Origin of the sequence: Bacillus sp. FSL K6-2865 (genome assembly GCF_040311405.1) — a bacterium.
Classification (GTDB): domain Bacteria; phylum Bacillota; class Bacilli; order Bacillales; family Bacillaceae; genus Bacillus; species Bacillus velezensis.
The window spans coordinates 2,082,120-2,103,855 of record NZ_CP152036.1 but is presented as its reverse complement, the minus strand read 5'-3'; the positions used below and the strand labels follow the sequence as shown (position 1 = coordinate 2,103,855).

The 21,736-nt window shown below is 47.2% G+C and carries 10 protein-coding genes; all 10 read left to right on the top strand.

All coding sequences use genetic code 11. The features are described 5' to 3' along the window. Positions 1–27: 27 nt before the first annotated feature. The 10 genes from bioF (at position 28) to bamA (ending at position 21,727) form a co-directional block, all read left to right on the top strand. Complete coding sequence (gene bioF, locus NYE42_RS10315) at positions 28–1,134, top strand: 8-amino-7-oxononanoate synthase (protein ID WP_327941741.1); 1,107 nt, start codon at positions 28–30, stop codon at positions 1,132–1,134. Further along, on the top strand, positions 1,131–1,832 hold the full coding sequence (gene bioD / locus NYE42_RS10310; RefSeq protein ID WP_069007450.1) for a dethiobiotin synthase: 702 nt from the start codon (positions 1,131–1,133) through the stop codon (positions 1,830–1,832). Before bioF ends, bioD begins: the two co-directional genes overlap by 4 nt. 2 nt (positions 1,833–1,834) lie before the next feature. Beyond that, positions 1,835–2,854, top strand: coding sequence for a biotin synthase BioB (gene bioB / locus NYE42_RS10305; RefSeq protein ID WP_163114016.1), 1,020 nt, complete (start codon positions 1,835–1,837; stop codon positions 2,852–2,854). Between the two features lies 1 nt (position 2,855). Further along, entirely contained in the window at positions 2,856–4,052 is a 1,197-nt protein-coding gene (locus tag NYE42_RS10300; protein WP_305175206.1) for a cytochrome P450, read from the top strand. Positions 4,053–4,356: 304 nt separating this feature from the next. Next, complete coding sequence (locus NYE42_RS10295) at positions 4,357–5,793, top strand: GntP family permease (RefSeq protein WP_352426439.1); 1,437 nt, start codon at positions 4,357–4,359, stop codon at positions 5,791–5,793. 24 nt (positions 5,794–5,817) lie between these two features. Beyond that, the gene (locus NYE42_RS10290; protein WP_007410135.1) at positions 5,818–6,519 is read left to right on the top strand and encodes a CoA transferase subunit A; all 702 of its coding nucleotides are present in this window, start codon (positions 5,818–5,820) and stop codon (positions 6,517–6,519) included. A 17-nt stretch (positions 6,520–6,536) separates the two neighbouring features. Next, the gene (locus NYE42_RS10285) at positions 6,537–7,199 is read left to right on the top strand and encodes a CoA transferase subunit B (protein ID WP_007410136.1); all 663 of its coding nucleotides are present in this window, start codon (positions 6,537–6,539) and stop codon (positions 7,197–7,199) included. A gap of 12 nt (positions 7,200–7,211) precedes the next feature. Continuing rightward, a complete protein-coding gene (locus NYE42_RS10280) occupies positions 7,212–7,997 on the top strand; it encodes a 3-hydroxybutyrate dehydrogenase (protein ID WP_094032668.1) in 786 nt (261 codons plus the stop codon). 559 nt (positions 7,998–8,556) lie between these two features. Then, entirely contained in the window at positions 8,557–9,759 is a 1,203-nt protein-coding gene (bamD, locus tag NYE42_RS10275) for a bacillomycin D biosynthesis malonyl-CoA transacylase BamD (protein WP_342496923.1), read from the top strand. 19 nt (positions 9,760–9,778) lie between these two features. Continuing rightward, positions 9,779–21,727 (top strand): bacillomycin D hybrid PKS/NRPS BamA, encoded by an 11,949-nt coding sequence (bamA, locus tag NYE42_RS10270; RefSeq protein WP_352426438.1) that lies wholly within the window; start codon positions 9,779–9,781, stop codon positions 21,725–21,727. Positions 21,728–21,736 lie beyond the last annotated feature (9 nt).

Here is a 21,736-nt window from a genome sequence, read left to right as displayed (position 1 = left end):
AGGCTCGTTGCGGTGAAAAGAGACGGGCTGTATCGGACGCTGCGAACACAGGAAACCGCTCTCAAAACCAAAGGGCAAAAGCGGCAGACCTGGGCGTCCAATGACTATTTAGGCCTGTCAAAAGATGAGCGGCTGATCACAGCCGCGCAAACGGCGCTGAGCCGGTTCGGAGCGGGAAGCGGCGGCTCACGGTTAACGACAGGAAATACTGTGTGGCACGAAAAACTTGAACACACAATCGCGGATTTTAAACAGACGGAAGCGGCTTTATTGTTTTCAAGCGGTTACTTGGCAAATATCGGCGTGCTTGCCTCACTGCCTCAAAAAGGCGATGTCATTTTAAGCGATCAACTGAACCATGCGAGCATTGTTGACGGCTGCCGTTTATCAAAAGCGGAAACCATCGTGTACCGCCATATTGATATGGCTGATCTTGAGAAAAAACTTGCCTCCGTCCAGGCTCGGAACCGCCGCTTCATCGTCACAGACGGCGTCTTCAGCATGGACGGCACCATCGCGCCTCTTGACCGCATAATGGCGCTTGCAAAGCAGTACCAGGCATTTGTGATAGCAGATGACGCGCATGCAACCGGTGTACTCGGGGAAAACGGCGGGGGAACCAGTGACTATTTCGGTGTTTGTCCTGATGTTGTCATCGGCACATTAAGCAAAGCTGTAGGAACGGAAGGCGGTTTTGCCGCGGGATCAAACATTTTCATTGATTTTTTGCTGAATCAGGCGCGGACGTTTATTTTTCAGACGGCCCTCCCGCCGTCAATTTGTGCGGCTTCGCATACGGCATTTGACATCATATCAGATATGCACGATACGCGCCGTGAGCTGCAGTCGTCTGTCAAAATGATAAAAACGCGTCTGGCCGATATGGGCTTTACCGTAAGAGGCGGAGATACACCGATTATCCCCGTGATCATCGGTGATGCAAAAACAGCGGTTTCAGCCGCTGCGCTGCTGAAGAAAAAGGGAATCTGCGCCCCGGCCATCCGCCCGCCCGCCGTTCCGGAAGGCGAAAGCAGAATCAGGCTGACCGTTACGGCGGATCGCAGCTTACAGGACATAGACGAGCTGACAGAAGCATTTGATTCCATTAGAAAAGAGCTGAATATAAACAAATGAGAAGTTTTTTTGTCACAGGAACAGATACCGGCGTCGGAAAAACCATCGTTTCTTGCGGTCTTGCCGCGGCATTCCGGCAGAAACAGGCGGATATCGGAGTGTTTAAGCCGTTTTTAAGCGGCGTGCCTCGGACTCATCCGGAAAGTGACACCTCGCTCTTGAAAGACATGTCACAAACCGCACTGTCTCATGAAGAAATCACGCCATTTGAATGGAAAGAGCCGCTTGCCCCGTACACGGCCGCCATGCTTGAGGGGAAATCCGTGAGCATGGCGGATGTCATGGCCCACTGGAGTAAGATCAAAAATCGTCATGAGTGTTTCATCGTTGAGGGGGCAGGCGGCATTTCCGTCCCGCTTGGTGAAAATTACTTAGTCAGTGATCTGATAAAAGCCATGGAATTGCCGGCGGTGATTGTGGCCAGGCCTGATCTCGGAACCATCAACCACACATATTTAACCGTTGAATATGCGAAAAACATGGGGATAGAGGTTCTCGGCATTATTATCAACGGCGTAAAGAGCCGGCCGGGGCTGGACGAAAAGACAAACCCGAGCATGATTGAAACATTATGCAAAGTTCCGATTTTGGGAATCACACCGAAGCTGGATCACGTTTCACCGGAAAACATTCAACACATGATTGAGAAACATATAGATGTTTCCTCTTTCATGAATCTGACACAAATGGGGAGATAAACATGAATCAATGGATGGATCTTGCAGAGAGAGTGCTGGACGGGGTGGAAGTAACGAATCAAGAAGCGCTGGCCATTTTAAATTGTCCTGATGAGGATCTTTTATTGCTGATGCATGCCGCTTTTCATATCAGAAAACGATTTTACGGAAAAAAAGTAAAGCTGAATATGATTATGAATGCAAAATCAGGCCTGTGTCCGGAAAATTGCGGGTACTGTTCACAATCTTCAATATCAAAAGCGCCGATTGAGTCTTACCGGATGGTGGATAAGCATATATTGCTTAAAGGGGCAAAACGCGCCCACGACCTGAATATAGGGACATACTGTATCGTCGCCAGCGGGCGGGGACCGTCGAACAGAGAAGTAGATCAAGTTGTTGATGCTGTCAAAGAAATTAAAGAAACGTACGGTTTAAAAATCTGCGCATGCCTCGGTCTGCTGAAGCCGGAACAGGCAGAGCGGCTGAAACAGGCAGGAGTAGACCGGTACAATCATAACATCAATACATCACAAAGGAATCACTCAAACATTACGACCTCCCACACGTATGACGACAGGGTCAATACAGTGGAAACGGCGAAACAATCGGGGATGTCACCTTGTTCTGGTGTCATCGTCGGCATGAAAGAGACGAAACAGGACGTCATTGATATGGCGAACAGCTTAAAAGCGCTTGACGCCGACAGCATCCCGGTTAATTTTCTGCATGCGATTGACGGAACTCCGTTAGAAGGGGTAAGCGAATTACATCCGGTGTATTGCCTGAAAGTGCTCGCCTTGTTCCGTTTTATCAATCCGTCAAAAGAAATTCGTATCTCAGGAGGCCGGGAAGTCAACCTTCGTTCGCTGCAGCCGCTGGGACTTTACGCCGCAAATTCGATTTTCGTCGGAGATTACTTAACGACAGCAGGGCAGCAAGAAACAGAGGATCATCAAATGCTCCATGATTTAGGTTTTGAAGTCGAATCCGTTGAAGAAATGAAAGCCGGCCTGCAATCCGCCTGCAATACGGAGGTATAAGATGACGGCGGACCTATCGATTGCACATCCGTCTCTCCATGCGGATTCGGATTTTTGGAATGACCCTTACCCGTTTTATGACAAACTGCGATCCATTGATCCTGTTTATAAAGGAACCGTATTAAAATATCCGGGCTGGTATGTCACCGGGTACAAAGAAGCGGCAGCGATTCTGAAAGACATTCGGTTTAAAAACCGCATTCCTCTTCCGGAAGCTTCAACGAAATATCAAAATCTATCGCATATCCAGCACGATATGCTGTTATTTAAAAATCAATCAGACCATAAGCGGATGCGGATGCTTATCGGTAAAGAATTTACCGCAAAGACGGCGGAATCACTTCGCCCTTGTATAAAAGAAACGGTTCATGACTTGTTGGATCAAGTCCAAATCAAAAAAACCGCGGACCTTGTTTCAGAGTTTGCCTTTCCATTGGCAAGCCTTATCATTGCGGAGATACTCGGAGTGCCGAAAGAGGAGAGATATCAATTCAGACAATGGACGGCAGACGTCATTCAGGCCATTGATCTTACCCGATCAAGAAAGACGTTAGTCAGAGCAAGCGACACCGCAGGCAGGCTGACGTCATATTTCAGAGATTTGATTCACAAGCGGGAAGCGCACCCTAAACAAGACTTGATCAGCAGGTTTATTATGGAGGAACAGCTTTCAAAAGAGGAAGTGCTCGCGACATGTATCTTACTTGTCATAGCCGGACACGAGACGACGGTAAACCTCATAAGCAACGGTGTGTTTACTTTATTGAAACACCCTGAACAGCTTAGCGCACTGAGAGAAAACCCCTCGCTTATTGAAACTGCAGTTGAGGAATGTCTGCGCTACGACAGCCCCGCGCAGCTGACGGCACGCACCGCTTCAGAAGACTGCGAAATAAATGGGAAGACCATAAAAAAAGGAGAGCAGGTATATATCCTTTTAGGGGCAGCCAATCGCGATCCAAGCATATTCGATCAACCTCACAAAATGGATATCCAAAGAAAGCCGAACCCGCATGTTGCATTCGGAAAGAACGCCCATTTTTGCATAGGCTCCTCATTAGCGCGCATCGAAGCACAAATTGCAATTCTTACACTGTTTGAGCGGATGCCTAAGCTTCGGCTGGCTGCACACCGCCTTGAATACCGCAAGCTCATTGGTTTTAGGTCGCTCAAAGAGCTCCCGGTTGTCATTGGCTGAATGACCATGCAGGAGGGCCGGATTTTATCGGTTCCTCTTGCAGGAAATAAATGAAAGAAAAAAGAATACATATTTATAAAGCAAAAATCCTCTCTGATCCATCTCACTATCCCTAAAAAAACTCACTGCTCAGCCAATCAATCTAATACAGCAAGAGTCTCCCTTTCTTTCGCCAAAACGGAACATTCACCATGATGCACATTTTTTCAGCTTCAGAAACTGTGCAAAACCGGCATGTTTTTTGCTTTATTTTCTCGATTTTTTGTAAGCGCTTACTAATATTGAGCAGAAAAGAGGGGGATTTGTGGACATTGTTATTATTTTATTGGCATTAGGCATGCTGATGTTTGCGGCTTACCGGGGCTTTTCAGTCATTTTATTCGCCCCGATTTGTGCGCTGTTTGCTGTGCTCCTGACAGATCCAAGCTTCGTACTTCCTTTCTTCTCGAATATATTTATGGAGAAGATGGTAGGATTTATTAAGCTGTATTTTCCCGTATTTCTTTTAGGGGCCGTTTTTGGCAAGGTTGTTGAAATATCCGGGCTCGCCGAGTCGATTGCAAAAACAATCGTCAGACTTGTGGGAGCAAAAAGAGCCATTCTCGCCATCGTCTTAATGGGTGCGATTTTAACGTACAGCGGCGTCAGTCTCTTCGTAGCGGTGTTTGCCATTTATCCGTTTGCTAAAAACCTATTTATTAAAGCTGATATTCCCAAGCGTCTGATACCCGGTACGATTGCATTGGGCGCCTTTACATTTACAATGGATGCGCTTCCCGGCACACCGCAAATTCAAAATGTCATTCCGACCGCTTTTTTTAAAACAAACATTTATGCCGCTCCCTGGCTCGGACTGATTGGTGCAGCATTTGTGCTTACGGCCGGAATGATTTATTTAGAATCCCGGCGCAAAAAAGCGGCCAATGCCGGAGAAGGCTATGCTGGATTTCAATCTGAAGTTTCCGCTGCAGAGGAATCGTCAGGTCTGGCTAATGAAACACATACGCCTGTTTTACCGCAACCCAGCCCCGCGCGGCAAGTGCTCGCCTTTGTTCCGCTTATCCTTGTGGGAGTCATGAACAAATGCTTCACGATGTGGCTCCCGCATTGGTACCCTGACGGATTTGATTTTGCGCCGCTCGGCTTAGAAGCGTTCGGGAAGATTGACCTTTCCTCCGTCACTGCGATCTGGTCAGTAGAACTCGCACTGTTCATCGGAATCATGACCACGATTTTGTTCGATTGGAAAAAAGTCCTCTTCAATTTGAAAGAAGGACTGAATGAGGGCATCGGGGGTGCCTTGCTGGCGTCGATGAATACAGGAGCCGAATACGGATTTGGCGGCATCATTGCGGCGCTTCCCGGCTTTAAAATGGTCAGCAGCGGCATATCGCAGACGTTTACTGATCCGCTCGTCAACGGAGCGGTGACGACCACTGCGCTTGCCGGGATTACAGGATCGGCATCAGGAGGAATGGGCATCGCTTTAAGCACGATGTCAGCAGCGTATACAGAAGCAATCAATACATTCCACATCCCGCCGGAGGTCATGCACCGGGTGATCTCGATGGCCTCCGGCGGGATGGACACTCTTCCGCATAATGGCGCCGTCATTACGCTGCTCGCGGTCACCGGGTTGACCCACCGCCAATCCTACAGGGATATCTTTGCCATTACCGTCATTAAAACAGCCGCTGTGTTTGTCATCATCGCCATTTACAGTCTGACAGGCCTTGTGTAGCCAAAACAGAAAGGGGAAACGAATATGGGAAAAGGAAAAGTGATGGACTCTTATCAAGATGCTGCTGCACTGATCAAGGACGGAGACACCCTCATCGCAGGAGGCTTCGGCCTGTGCGGCATTCCGGAACAATTAATTCTCGCGATCAGGGACAGCGGCGTAAAAAACTTGACCGTTGTCAGTAATAACTGCGGTGTTGATGATTGGGGGTTAGGCCTCTTGCTTGCAAACCGGCAGATCAAAAAAATGGTCGCATCCTATGTGGGAGAAAACAAAACCTTTGAACGGCAGTTTTTAAGCGGAGAGCTGGAAGTCGAATTGGTGCCCCAAGGAACGCTCGCAGAAAGAATTCGCGCGGGAGGGGCGGGCATTCCGGCGTTTTACACACCTGCGGGCGTCGGAACATCAGTAGCCGAGGGAAAAGAACATAAGACATTTGACGGACGCACCTATCTTCTGGAGAAAGGGATTACAGGGAACGCCGCCATCGTAAAGGCCTGGAAAGCCGATCCTCTGGGCAACCTGATGTTCAGAAAGACGGCGAGAAATTTCAATCCGCTCGCTGCAATGGCAGGCAAAGTGACGATTGCAGAGGCTGAAGAAATCGTCGATGCCGGAGAGCTTGATCCGGATCAAATTCATACGCCGGGTATTTTTGTGCAGCACGTGCTGCTCGGCGGGATTCATGAAAAACGGATTGAACGCCGCACCGTCCGGCAAGCATGATAAAGGAGGCTGACAGAATGAGAGATAGCAGAAAACGAATGATCAAACGGGCTGTAAAGGAAATTAAGGACGGAATGAATGTGAACTTGGGGATAGGGATGCCGACGCTTGTAGCCAATGAGATACCGAATGATTATAACGTCCTGCTTCAGTCTGAAAACGGCTTGCTCGGGATCGGGCCTTATCCGGCGGAAGGAACGGAGGACCCCGATCTGATCAACGCGGGAAAAGAAACCATCACCGAAGTAAAGGGAGCCTCGTATTTTGACAGTGCCGAATCCTTTGCCATGATTCGCGGCGGCCACATTGATGTAGCGATCCTCGGCGGGATGGAAGTGTCCGAACGGGGAGATTTGGCGAACTGGATGATCCCCGGAAAAATGATCAAAGGAATGGGCGGCGCCATGGACTTGGTCCACGGAGCAAAACGGATTATTGTCATTATGGAGCACGTTAATAAATATGGGGAATCTAAAGTGAGAACGGAATGTACGCTGCCTTTAACCGGCAGGCAGGTGGTCGATCGGCTGATCACAGATTTGGCTGTATTCGATTTTCATGATGGCCGTATGACGCTCACCGAACTGCAGGAAGGTGTAACAATGGAGGAGGTCTTTGAGAAAACAGAAGGTCATTTTACTGTCAGCCAGTCGTTAAAAAACGGGGTCAGACCAAAATGAGGAGGTGCCGTCATGCATTCATTGCTTATTGAAAAAACAGCCGTTGTAACAGGAGCAGCCGGAGGAATCGGGCTTGAAATCGCAAAAGAATTCGCCCGTGAAGGAGCAGCCGTCATCATCTCTGATGTAAACGAACAAGCGGGGAAAGAAGCGGCGGCAAGACTGAAAGATGAAGGCTGTGAAGCAATCAGCATCACATGCGATGTAACAAATGAAAAGCAAGTGGCCGACATGCTGCAGACGGTCGAGAAACAATTCGGACGTCTCGATATCCTTGTGAATAATGCGGGCATTCAGCATGTCGCGCCCATCGAGGAATTTCCCACCGAACAGTTTGAACGGCTCATTCGTCTCATGCTGACTGCGCCATTTATCGCAATGAAGCATGCATTTCCCATTATGAAAAAACAGCAATTCGGTCGAATCATTAATATGGCGTCTGTCAACGGACTGATCGGTTTTCACGGGAAAGCGGCATATAACAGCGCCAAGCACGGCGTCATCGGTTTAACGAAAGTCGGCGCACTTGAAGGCGCGGCTGACGGCATTACCGTCAATGCGCTTTGTCCGGGATATGTGGACACTCAGCTTGTCCGCAATCAGTTAAAGGACATTTCCGCAACAAGGAATGTACCGTACGAGCGGGTGCTTGAGGACGTCATCTTTCCGCTCGTTCCCCAAAAACGGCTGCTGTCAGTGAAGGAAATCGCTGATTACGCCGTATTTTTGGCCAGCGACAAAGCAAAAGGGGTCACAGGTCAGGCCGTAGTCATGGATGGCGGGTATACCGCTCAATAGTTCTTATACTTTTTAAAAAAACAGCCGCTCTGAACGGCTGTTTTTTTATGCCTGAAAACCTTGTTCACTCAATAGGCCGATTTACTGCGTCAATCGGTATCCGGGCAGGGTCATTCGCATGTTCTGCGGCGTATTTCGTCCTTGCGGATTTTCCCCATCCAGATCCATCTCTTGCACCGCATTTATAATCAAGCGCAATCAGTTTACAATCTTTCACAGATATACAAATGATTTTTTACAATAAACAGAAAATATGTAATTTCTGACACAATAATGCCAATAGCCCTAAAACATATGAAACATGAAGAGCGCGTCCGAAGTGAAGAAGAGCCGGTAACAGGCTCCACCCCGGCTTTCATCATCTCTCTTTAAGACTGATTTTCGGTGAAATCCCCATGTTTTATTTTATGAATAAATATATCTAATTCGTTTGTGAAAACGAACAATAACTCCTCCGAAAGTATTCTATACACATTTGTTATAATCATGCTAGGATGTTAGATAAAGGGATATTTTGTAGGATATTGTATCCCCTGTTCAATATGATCGGAGGAATCTCATGAACAATCTTGCCTTTTTATTTCCTGGACAAGGGTCTCAATTTGTAGGAATGGGCAAACAATTTTGGAATGATTTTGTGCTCGCAAAGAGATTGTTTGAAGAAGCGAGCGATGCGATCTCCTTGGATGTAAAAAAACTGTGTTTTAACGGAGATATGAATGAATTGACAAAGACAATGAACGCGCAGCCCGCTATTTTAACGGTCAGTGTGATTGCTTTTCAAGTGTATATGCAGGAAATAGGGGTGAAGCCCCGCTTCCTGGCAGGCCATAGCTTAGGCGAATATTCAGCGCTTGTCTGTGCCGGCGCCCTTTCTTTTCAGGATGCCGTTACACTTGTAAGGGAGCGGGGAATTCTTATGCAAAATGCGGATCCCCAGCAGCAGGGGACGATGGCCGCCGTGACACAGCTCTCTCTCCAAACCTTGCAGGAAATATGTTCGAAAGTATCGACGGAAGACTTTCCGGCAGATGTAGCCTGCATGAATTCAGAACAGCAGCATGTGATTTCCGGACACCGGCAAGCTGTGGAACGTGTCATCAAGATGGCGGAGGAAAAGGGTGCGGCATACACTTATTTGAATGTCAGTGCGCCTTTTCACAGTTCGATGATACGATCAGCCTCCGAACAATTCCAGACTGTATTACACCGGTATTCCTTCCGGGATGCCGCATGGCCGATCATTTCAAATGTCACCGCGCGCCCTTACAGCAGCGGAAATTCGATCAGCGAACATCTCAAGCAGCACATAACGATGCCGGTAAGATGGACGGAATCGATGCATTACTTGCTTTTACATGGAGTCACAGAAGTCATCGAAATGGGTCCGAACAATGTCTTAGCCGGTCTGCTGAGAAAAACAACGAATCACATTGTACCTTATCCCTTAGGACAGACATCTGATGTTCCCCCGCTTTCCAATTCAACGGAAAGAAAGAAACATATTGTCCATTTACGCAAAAAACAACTGAATAAATTGATGATTCAATCCGTCATTGCGCGAAATTACAACAAGGATTCAGCGGATTATTCCAATAGGACGACGCCATTATTTACGCAAATCCAAGAGCTGAAAGAGAGAATGAAAAGGCATGAAGACGTGCTTTCAGAACAAGAACTCGAACATTCGATCCATTTATGCAAATTAATTTGTGAAGCTAAACAGCTTCCGGCTTGGGAAGAATTGCGGATTTTAAAATAAAGCGCCCAGGAGGGGACCTATGTATACCAGACAATTCCAAACCTTAGTAGATGTCATTCGGGAAAGAAGCAATATCTCTGATCGCGGGATCCGTTTTATCGAATCCGATAAAAACGAGACGGTTGTCTCTTACCGCCAATTGTTTGAAGAGGCGCAAGGGTATCTTGGCTATTTACAGCATCTCGGCATTAAGCCGAAGCAGGAAATTGTATTTCAAATCCAAGAAAACAAATCATTTGTCGTTGCTTTTTGGGCTTGTATATTAGGAGGAATGATCCCGGTTCCGGTCAGTATCGGAGAAGATGATGACCATAAGCTGAAGGTCTGGCGCATTTGGAATATATTAAATCATCCCTTTCTGATTGCCTCTGAAAAAGTATTGGACAAAATAAAGAAATACGCTGCAGAACACGATTTACAGGATTTCCATCATCAATTAAACGAAAAATCTGACGTCATTCAAGATCAAATCTACGATTACCCCGCTTCGTTTTATGAACCTGATGCGGATGAACTCGCCTTTATCCAATTTTCTTCCGGATCCACAGGAGATCCAAAAGGAGTCATGTTAACGCATCACAACTTAATACATAACACGTGCGCCATTGGGAATGCCCTAGCCATTCATTCGAAAGACTCCTTCTTATCATGGATGCCTTTAACGCATGATATGGGGCTCATCGCCTGCCACCTTGTTCCCTTCATAACCGGAATCAATCAAAATCTAATGCCTACAGAATTATTTATTCGCAGACCTATTCTTTGGATGAAAAAAGCTCATGAACATAAAGCCAGTATTCTATCATCTCCTAATTTCGGGTACAACTACTTCCTTAAATTTCTGAAAAACGAACCAGACTGGGATTTATCCCACATCAAGGTCATCGCAAACGGGGCAGAACCGATATTGCCGGAGCTATGTGACGAATTTTTGAAAAGATGCGCAGCATTCAATCTGAAAAGATCCGCCATTTTGAATGTTTACGGTTTAGCGGAAGCTTCGGTTGGCGCAGCGTTCTCTAAAATAGGTAAAGAATTCGTTCCCGTTTATTTGCATCGTGACTATTTAAATCTTGGTGAAAGAGCTGTAAAAGTCAGCAAAGAGGACCAAAATTGCGCTTCATTCGTCGAGGTGGGACAACCTATTGACTATTGTCAGCTTCGGATCTCCGATGAAACAAATGAAAGAGTAGAAGACGGAATCATCGGCCATATCCAGATCAAAGGAGACAATGTGACGCAAGGGTATTATAACAACCCAGAGAGTACGGAAAAAGCGCTGACTTCTGACGGCTGGGTAAAAACGGGAGACCTCGGATTCATTAGTGAAAGTGGTAACTTAGTCGTAACCGGAAGAGAAAAGGACATTATTTTCGTGAACGGAAAAAATATCTACCCGCACGATATTGAACGGGTCGCGATTGAAATGGAAGAGGTTGACTTAGGAAGGGTTGCCGCCTGCGGTGTATATGATCAAAAGACACAAAGCGGAGAAATCGTGCTCTTTGTTGTTTACAAAAAATCACCTGAAAAATTCGCACCGCTTGTCAAAGAGATAAAAAAGCATTTGTACAAGCGGGGCGGCTGGAGCATAAAAGAAGTCCTTCCGATCCGAAAACTCCCTAAAACAACCAGCGGAAAGGTTAAACGCTACGAACTTGCCAGACAGTATGAGGCAGGGAATTTTTCAACAGAGTCTGCCGCCATCAATGAATGTTTGGAGAGCAGCCCGGAAACATCCGGACAGACACCCATTCATGAGATAGAAACGGAATTGCTGTCTATCTTTTCCGAAGTGCTCAACGGGAAAAAGGTTCACCTCGCTGACAGTTATTTTGATATGGGAGCAAATTCATTACAGTTATCGCAGATTGCCGAGCGCATAGAACAGAAATTCGGACGCGAGCTTGCCGTTTCAGATCTCTTTACGTATCCTTCTATCACTGATTTAGCGGCATATCTGTCTGAAAGCCGGGCTGAAATCAAACAGGACGCGGCAGCGAAACCAAGCCATGTGACACCGAAAGATATCGCCATTATCGGGATGTCGCTCAATGTCCCGGGAGCGTCAACGAAAAGTGATTTTTGGAATCTGCTTGAAAAAGGTGAGCACAGCATTCGAGAATACCCCGAATCCCGGCTGAAAGATGCGGCGGATTATTTAAAGTCCATCCAAAGCGAGTTCAATGAGAGTCAGTTTGTGAAGGGCGGCTATTTAGATGAAATCGACCGCTTTGATTATTCGTTCTTCGGTTTAGCTCCTAAAACGGCTCAGTTTATGGACCCTAACCAAAGACTGTTTTTGCAGTCTGCATGGCATGCGATTGAAGATGCGGGCTATGCCGGCGGCAGCATGAACGGGAGCCGTGTCGGGGTATATGCGGGGTACTCGAAGGTGGGCTACGATTATGAACGTCTCCTTTCTGCGAATTATCCGGAGGAACTTCATCAATATATCGTGGGCAATCTCCCTTCCGTGCTAGCCAGCCGAATCGCTTATTTCTTAAATTTAAAAGGGCCGGCGGTCACAGTGGATACGGCATGCTCCTCATCGCTTGCCGCCGTTCATATGGCATGTAAATCTTTAATATCCGGCGATTGTGAAATGGCTCTTGCCGGCGGTATCCGGACATCGCTCTTGCCGATCTGTATCGGACTTGATATGGAATCTTCGGACGGGTACACGAAAACGTTCAGCAAAGATTCAGACGGCACGGGCACAGGTGAAGGCGCGGCCGCAGTCTTGCTAAAACCTTTGCAGGATGCTGTTCGCGACGGAGACCATATTTACGGCGTAATCAAGGGAAGCGCGCTGAATCAAGACGGAACAACCGCCGGGATTACAGCACCGAATCCGGCAGCTCAGACTGAGGTCATTGAAACGGCTTGGAAAGACGCGGGCATTGCCCCTGAAACACTGTCTTTCATCGAAGCGCATGGCACCGGAACGAAGCTCGGTGATCCGGTTGAATTTAACGGACTTTGTAAAGCGTTTGAAAAGTATACGGCAAAAAAACAATTTTGTGCGATTGGTTCTGTTAAATCGAACATCGGTCATTTGTTTGAAGCGGCAGGCATCGTCGGGCTGATCAAATCTGTCCTCATGCTGAATCACAAGAAAAATCCGCCGTTAGTGCACTTTAATGAACCTAATCCGCTCATTCATTTTCACTCATCACCATTTTATGTGAATCAGGAAGCTGCAGCGTTCACATCCGGTGATGAGCCGCTGCGAGGCGGAATCAGCTCGTTCGGTTTTAGCGGAACGAACGCTCATGTGGTATTGGAAGAATATATTTCTCAAAGTGAGTATGCACCCGAGGATGAACATGGGCCGCACCTATTTGTTTTATCCGCTCATACTGAAAAATCACTCTATGAACTCGCACAGCAGTACCGGCAATATGTATCGGATGACAGCCAAGCTTCATTAAAGTCCATTTGCTATACAGCAAGTACGGGCAGGGCTCATTTGGATCATGGCATTGCCATGATTGTATCCGGTAAACAAGAACTATCGGATAAGCTGACCCGCCTGATTCAGGGAGACAGAAACCTTCCCGGTGTATACATCGGTTACAAGAATATGAAGGAAATGCTGCCTGCTCATAAAGAAGAGCTGAATCAACAAGCAGCCGCTCTGATTAAGCAGCGTTTACGTACGCAAGATGAACGGATCACATGGCTGAATCGCGCAGCCGAATTATTTGTGCAAGGAGCCGTTATCGATTGGCGCGCGCTTTATTCCGGTGAAACTGTACAAAAGACGCCATTGCCCCTGTATCCGTTTGAACGGAGCCGATGCTGGGCTGAAGCTGACCAATTGCGCTTAAACGAGGGCGAAAAGAAAGGAGGAGCAGCATTGAATATCAATCAATCGAAAGCGCACATTGAATCCTTCCTGAAAACTGTAATCAGCAACGCTTCAGGGATCAGAGCGGAGGAACTCGATCTGAATGCTCATTTTATCGGGCTCGGAATGGATTCTATCATGCTGTCACAGGTCAAAAAAGCCATTGCGGACGAATTTGGGGTAGACATCCCGATGGATCGTTTTTTTGATACGATGAACAACCTTCAAAGTGTCATAGATTACTTGGCTGAGACCGTTCCATCGTCCTTTGCATCCGCTCCCCCTCAAGAGAATGTTCCGGCGCAGGAAATACAGGTCATTTCAGAAGCGCAGTCTGAATCGGATCGCAGAGAAGGTCATCAAGAGCATATGCTCGAAAAAATAATCGCTTCTCAGAATCAATTAATTCAGGATACCTTGCAAGCTCAATTAAATAGTTTTAATTTGTTGAGAAACAGCGGACATCATTCCGATGAGAAAGAATACGCTAAAGCGCAAAAGAAATCAATTCCTTCTGTCGAGCAGGGGCCTCCGACCGTCACTGCAGAAAAGAAAGCGGCTCAAGAAGCGAAACCCTATGTTCCTTTTCAGCCTCAGAACCTGAATGATCAGGGACACTATACCGCACGGCAAAAACAATACTTAGAAGATTTCATCAAGAAATACGCCGATAAAACGAAAGGTTCCAAACAATATACGGACAACACCCGATTTGCTCATGCAAACAACCGCAATTTGTCCAGCTTCCGTTCGTATTGGAAGGAAATCGTATACCCGATTATCGCCGAACGTTCTGACGGTTCTAAAATGTGGGATATTGACGGAAATGAATATATCGATATCACCATGGGATTCGGGGTTAACCTTTTCGGGCATCATCCTTCCTTTATTACACAGGTTATCGATGATTCAACCCGTTCATCATTGCCTCCGCTCGGCCCGATGTCAGATGTCGCCGGTGAAGTTGCCGACCGGATCCGCACATGTACCGGAGTGGAAAGGGTCGCTTTCTATAATTCAGGAACAGAGGCCGTCATGGTTGCCCTGCGTTTGGCGCGGGCGGCAACAGGAAGAAAGAAAGTCGTGGCGTTCTCCGGATCTTATCACGGCACGTTTGACGGCGTATTAGGGGTTGCCGGCACAAAAGGCGGGGCTGCGTCTGCGAATCCGCTGGCTCCGGGCATACTGCAGAGCTTTATGGATGATTTGATTATTTTACATTACAACAATCCCGATTCGCTGGACGTGATCCGCAGTCTTGGTGATGAATTGGCAGCCGTACTGGTGGAACCGGTACAAAGCCGCAGACCGGATTTGCAGCCGCAGGCATTTTTGAAAGAATTGCGGGCGATCACGCAGCAATCCGGAACAGCTCTGATTATGGATGAAATTATTACCGGATTTCGGATCGGTCTTGGCGGCGCACAGGAATGGTTCGGCATTCAGGCTGATTTAGTGACCTACGGAAAAATCATCGGCGGCGGACAGCCGTTAGGGGTAGTTGCCGGAAAAGCTGAGTTCATGAATGCGATCGACGGGGGTACCTGGCAGTATGGGGACGATTCCTACCCGCAAGACGAGGCGAAACGCACGTTTGTGGCCGGCACCTTCAATACCCACCCGCTTACCATGAGGATGTCATTAGCCGTCCTTCGCCATTTACAAACCGAAGGAGAACATCTGTATGAGCAGCTTAATCAAAAAACAGCCTACCTGGTCGATGAGCTGAATCGCTGCTTCGAACAAGCGCAAGTGCCTATCCGCATGGTTCGATTCGGTTCTTTATTCCGGTTTGTCTCATCGCTTGATAATGACTTGTTCTTTTACCATCTCAACTATAAAGGGGTCTATGTATGGGAGGGACGCAACTGCTTCTTGTCTGCGGCGCATACCGCGGATGATATCGAAAATATTATTCAAGCGGTGAAAGACACGGTGGAGGATCTTCGCCGAGGCGGATTTATTCCGGAAGGCCCGGATTCCCCTGATGGCGGAGGCCGTAAAAAGTCCGGGACGCGCGAGCTTTCACCTGAACAAAAGCAGTTGGTTATGGCATCCCATTACGGGAATGAAGCTTCCGCCGCTTTAAACCAGTCCATTATGCTGAAAGTGAAGGGCGAACTGCAGTATACATCATTAAAACAAGCCGTCCGGCATATCGTTGACCGTCATGAAGCTTTACGTACGGTGATTCATCCCGATGACGAGGTACAGCAAGTGCAGGAACGGATGAATATAGAAATACCTGTCATTGATTTTACCGGTCACCCGCATGAACATCGGGAGCCGGAAATCCAAAAATGGCTGACAGAAGATGCCAAGCGGCCGTTTCATTTCCATGAACAAAAACCTTTGTTTAGAATCCATGTGCTTACATCGGCTCACAATGAACATCTGATTGTGCTCACGTTCCATCATATCATTGCCGATGGATGGTCAATCGCCGTTTTTGTTCAAGAACTGGAGAGCAACTACGCGGCAATCGTACAAGGAAAACCGATTTCGCCGAAAGAGGCAGATGTTTCGTTTCGCCAATACTTAGACTGGCAGCAGGCACAGATTGACAGCGGCCATTATGAAGAAGGGGTCCGTTATTGGCGGCGTCATTTCTCTGAACCGATACAGCAGCCAATTCTGCCAAGCACAGATTCTGTCCGTTATCCGAACGGGTATGAGGGAGACCGGTGTACCGTCAGGCTTGGACGGCCATTGAGCGAGGCTTTAAGGTCATTAAGCATTCAGATGAAAAATAGCGTATTTGTGACGATGCTGGGTGCATTTCATCTTTTTCTGCACCGGCTTACCAAACAGTCAGGCCTTGTGATCGGGGTCCCCGCAGCAGGTCAATCGCATATGAAACAGCATGATCTGATTGGAAATTGCGTCAATATGATTCCGGTGAAGAACACGTCTTCTTCAGAAAGCACTTTATCCGGTTATCTTGGCAGTATGAAAGAAAGCGTGAATCTTGCAATGCGGCACCAAGCCGTCCCGATGACACTGGTGGCCAGAGAGCTTCCGCACGATCAAGTGCCGGATATGCGTATTATCTTTAATTTAGACAGGCCTTTTCGAAAGCTGCATTTCGGAAAGGCGGAGGCGGAGCCCGTTGCATACCCGGTAAAATGCACCCTATACGATTTATTTCTGAACATAACAGACGCGCATCAAGAATATGTTCTTGATTTCGACTTTAATACGAACGTCGTCAGTCCGGAAATCATGAAAAAGTGGGGAGCGGGTTTTACAAAATTGCTGCAAAAAATGGTTGAGGGAGATTCAATCCCTCTTGACGCCATGATGATGTTTTCCGATGAAGAACAGCATGATTTACAAGCACTTTACGCCGAACACCAGAAGCGGATCTCTTCAATAGGAAGCAATACGGCAAATTTTACTGAAGCCTATGAGGCGCCGGTAAATGAAACGGAACGGCAGCTGGCGCGGATTTGGGAGGAACTTTTCGGCCTTGAACGGGTTGGCAGATCAGATCGCTTCCTGGCTCTGGGGGGAAACTCACTCCAGGCAACGCTTATGCTTTCCAAAGTTCAGAAGACATTTCATCAAAAGGTTTCCATTGGACAATTTTTCAATCACCAGACTGTTAAGGAATTAGCACGTTTCATTCAGAACGAAACGAAAGTCGTGCACCTCCCAATGAAGGCTGCCGAGAAAAAAGCGTATTACCCGACATCGCCGGCACAGCAAAGAGTATATTTCCTGCACCAGCTGGAAACGGATCAGCTGGCGCAAAATATGTTCGGCCACATATCAATAACAGGGAAGTACGATGAGCAAGCCCTGATCTCATCTCTTCAACAAGTGATGCAGCGGCACGAAGCGTTTCGCACGTATTTCGACATTATAGATGGCGATATCGTTCAGAAACTTGAAAACGAAGTTGATTTTAACGTTCATGTCCGGACAATGAGCCGGGATGAATTTGATGCCTATTCAGACCGGTTTGTAAAACCGTTCCGCCTGGACCAAGCTCCGTTAGTTCGTGCGGAGCTGATCAAGATTGAAAACGAGCAGGCCGAACTGCTCATCGATATGCATCATATCATTTCGGACGGTTATTCCGTCAACATCCTTACAAATGAATTGCTGGCTTTATATCATCAGAAACCATTACCGGACATTGAATTTGAATATAAAGATTTCGCAGAATGGCAAAACCAACGGCTGAATGAGGATGCCATGAAGCGGCAGGAGACATATTGGCTGGAACAATTTCAAGACGAAATTCCCATTCTCGACCTGCCGACAGACGGTTCAATAGCGGCAGAACGGTCTTCTGAGGGACAGCGTGTGACATGCTCCTTACAGCCGGATGTCATCCGTTCGCTTCAAGATTTGGCGCAAAAGGCGGAAACGACTCTCTATACGGTGCTTCTGGCCGCCTATAATGTGCTGCTTCATAAATATACGGGACAAGAAGACATTGTCGTAGGCACGCCTGCTTCAGGAAGAAATCATCCGGATATCGAAAAGATCATCGGTATTTTCATACAAACCATTGGAATCCGGACGAAGCCGCACGCCAATAGAACGTTTACGGATTATCTGGAAGAAGTAAAGCGGCAGACGCTTGACGCTTTCGAAAACCAAGACTATCCATTCGACCGGCTTGTGGAGAAATTAAATGTACAGCGGGAAACAACCGGAAAGTCTCTGTTTAATACGATGTTTGTGTTTCAAAACATTGAATTTCATGAAATCCGGCACAATGAATGTACATTTAAAGTGAAAGAACGAAATCCAGGGGTCTCTTTATATGATTTGATGCTCACGATCGAAGATGCCGGTCAACAGATAGAGATGCATTTTGATTATAAACCGGGACGATTCACAAAAGACACCATTGAACAGATCACCAGACACTATACCGCCATTTTAAACAGCCTTGCTGAGCAGCCGGAGATGACATTGTCTTCTGTTCCTATGCTGTCTGAAACCGAACGGCATCAACTGCTGACGGAGTGTAATGGCACAAAGACGCCGTATCCGCATAAGGAAACGGTATATCGGTGGTTTGAAATGCAGGCGGAACAGAGTCCCGATCATGAAGCCGTTATTTTTGGCAATGAGCGGTATACGTACAGACAGCTCAATGAACGGGCGAACCGATTGGCGCGGACGTTACGGACAAAAGGCGTACAAGCGGATCAATTCGTTGCCATCATCTGCCCGCATCGGATCGAGCTGATTGTCGGAATTTTGGCTGTTCTGAAAGCCGGCGGCGCATACGTGCCCATTGATCCTGAATATCCGGAAGATCGGATCCAATATATGCTGAGAGATTCAAGAGCGGAGGTTGTGTTGACACAGCGCAGCCTGCTGGATCAATTACCGTATGATGGTGACATTGTGCTTTTGGATGAGGAAAACTCATACCATGAGGAGCACTCGAATCTTGAATCGGACAGCGATGCGCATGATTTGGCCTACATGATCTATACGTCAGGTTCGACGGGAAATCCAAAAGGTGTACTCATTGAGCATCAGGGGCTGGCTGATTATATTTGGTGGGCGAAAGAGGTTTATGTAAGAGGTGAGAAAACCAACTTTCCATTATACTCTTCCATCTCTTTCGATCTGACTGTGACCTCGATATTTACACCGCTGGTTACGGGAAATACCATCATTGTCTTTGACGGCGAAGACAAAAGCGCTGTGCTTTCTGAGATTATGCGGGACTCAAGAATAGACATGATCAAATTGACCCCGGCACATCTGCACGTCATCAAGGAGATGAATATCGCTGGCGGCACCGCCATACGGAAAATGATTGTCGGCGGAGAAAATTTAAGCACCCGTCTGGCCAAAAGTGTCAGCGAGCAGTTTAAAGGCCGGCTGGACATTTTCAATGAATACGGACCGACGGAAGCTGTCGTCGGATGTATGATTTATCACTTCGACGCAGAACGGGACAAGCGGGAATTTGTACCGATCGGCACTCCTGCTCTCAACACGGATATTTATGTGGCCGATGCAAGCAGAAACCTGGTTCCGATCGGGGTAATCGGCGAAATATATATCAGCGGACCGGGTGTTGCCAGAGGGTATTGGAACCGCCCGGATTTAACGGAAGAGAAATTTGTTGAAAACCCGTATGTCCCGGGAGCGAAAATGTACAAATCAGGGGATTTGGCTAAGCGATTGAAGGACGGAAATCTTGTATATATTGGGCGCGTTGATGAACAAGTCAAAATCAGGGGACACCGAATCGAGCTTGGTGAAATTGAAGCAGCAATGCATAACGCGGAAGCGGTGCAAAAAGCCGCGGTAACAGTGAAAGAAGAAGAAGACGGCTTAAAACAATTATGCGCGTATTACGTAAGCGACAAGCCTATAGCGGCTGCGCAGCTTAGGGAACAATTGTCATCGAAGCTTCCGGACTACATGGTTCCGTCCTATTTTGTCCGTCTGGAGCATATGCCGTTAACATCCAACGGGAAAATAAACCGTAAGGCACTGCCTGCACCAGAAGCGAGTCTGCAGCAGACAGCTGAATATGTTCCGCCGGGTAATGAGACGGAGTCCAAACTTACAGATTTATGGAAGGAAGTGCTCGGAATAAGCCATGCGGGGATCAAACATAATTTCTTTGATCTCGGAGGCAACTCCATCCGAGCGGCAGCCTTAGCCGCCAGAATTCACAAAGAGCTGGATGTGAATCTGTCTCTCAAAGACATATTCAAGTTTCCTACCATTGAACAATTGGCTGACAAGGCGTTACACATGGACAAAAATCGATATGTACCGATTCCGGCTGCAAAGGAAATGCCATATTATCCGGTTTCTTCAGCTCAGAGGCGGATGTATTTATTAAGTCACACAGAAGGCGGCGAGCTGACTTACAATATGACGGGTGCCATGAAAGTGGAAGGGACGATCGATCCCGAACGGTTAAACGCCGCTTTCCGAAAATTAATCGCGCGTCATGAAGCGTTGCGTACCAGCTTTGATTTATATGAAGGCGAGCCGGCACAGCGTATTCATCAGAACGTCGACTTTACGATAGAACGAATTCAAGCAAGCGAAGAAGAAGCGGAAAACCGTGTGCTTGATTTCATCAAAGCGTTTGACTTAGCCAAGCCGCCGCTGATGCGGGCCGGACTGATTGAAATTGAACCTGCGCGGCACGTGCTTGTGGTTGATATGCATCATATCATTTCTGACGGCGTGTCCGTCAATATTCTGATGAAAGATTTAAGCCGAATCTACGAGGGGAACGAACCGGGCCCGCTCTCTATTCAATATAAAGACTTTGCAGTTTGGCAGCAATCGGACATTCAGAAACGGAACATCAAGAGCCAGGAAGCGTATTGGCTGGATCAGTTTCACGGTGATATTCCTCTACTGGATATGCCTGCGGATTATGAGCGACCTGCCATACGCGATTACGAAGGCGAATCATTTGAATTTCTTATACCCGAACACTTGAAACAGCGTTTAAGCCAAATGGAAGAAGACACAGGAGCAACACTGTATATGATTTTATTGGCAGCCTATACGATTCTTTTATCCAAATACAGCGGACAAGAAGATATTATCGTAGGAACGCCATCTGCCGGGCGGACTCATCTGGATGTAGAGCCGGTCGTGGGAATGTTCGTCAATACGTTAGTCATTCGCAATCACCCGGCGGGCCGTAAAACATTTGATGCCTACTTAAATGAAGTAAAAGAAAACATGCTGAACGCCTATAAAAATCAAGACTATCCGTTGGAAGAATTAATTCAGCATCTGCATCTTCCAAAAGATTCAAGCCGCAATCCTTTATTCGATACGATGTTTGTGCTGCAAAATCTTGATCATGCTGAATTGACTTTCGATTCCCTTCAACTCAAGCCGTATCCATTTCATCATCCGGTTGCCAAATTCGATTTGACCTTGTCGATTCAGGCGGACCGCGACAACTATCACGGACTGTTTGAATATTCGAAAAAACTGTTTAAGAAAAGCAGAATCGAGGTTTTATCAAACGACTACTTACACATCCTATCGGCGATTTTGGAACAGCCAAGCATTCTAATCGAACATATCGGATTGAGCGGCAGCAATGAGGAAGAAGAGAACGCGCTTGATTCTATTCAATTGAACTTTTAGGGAAAAGCA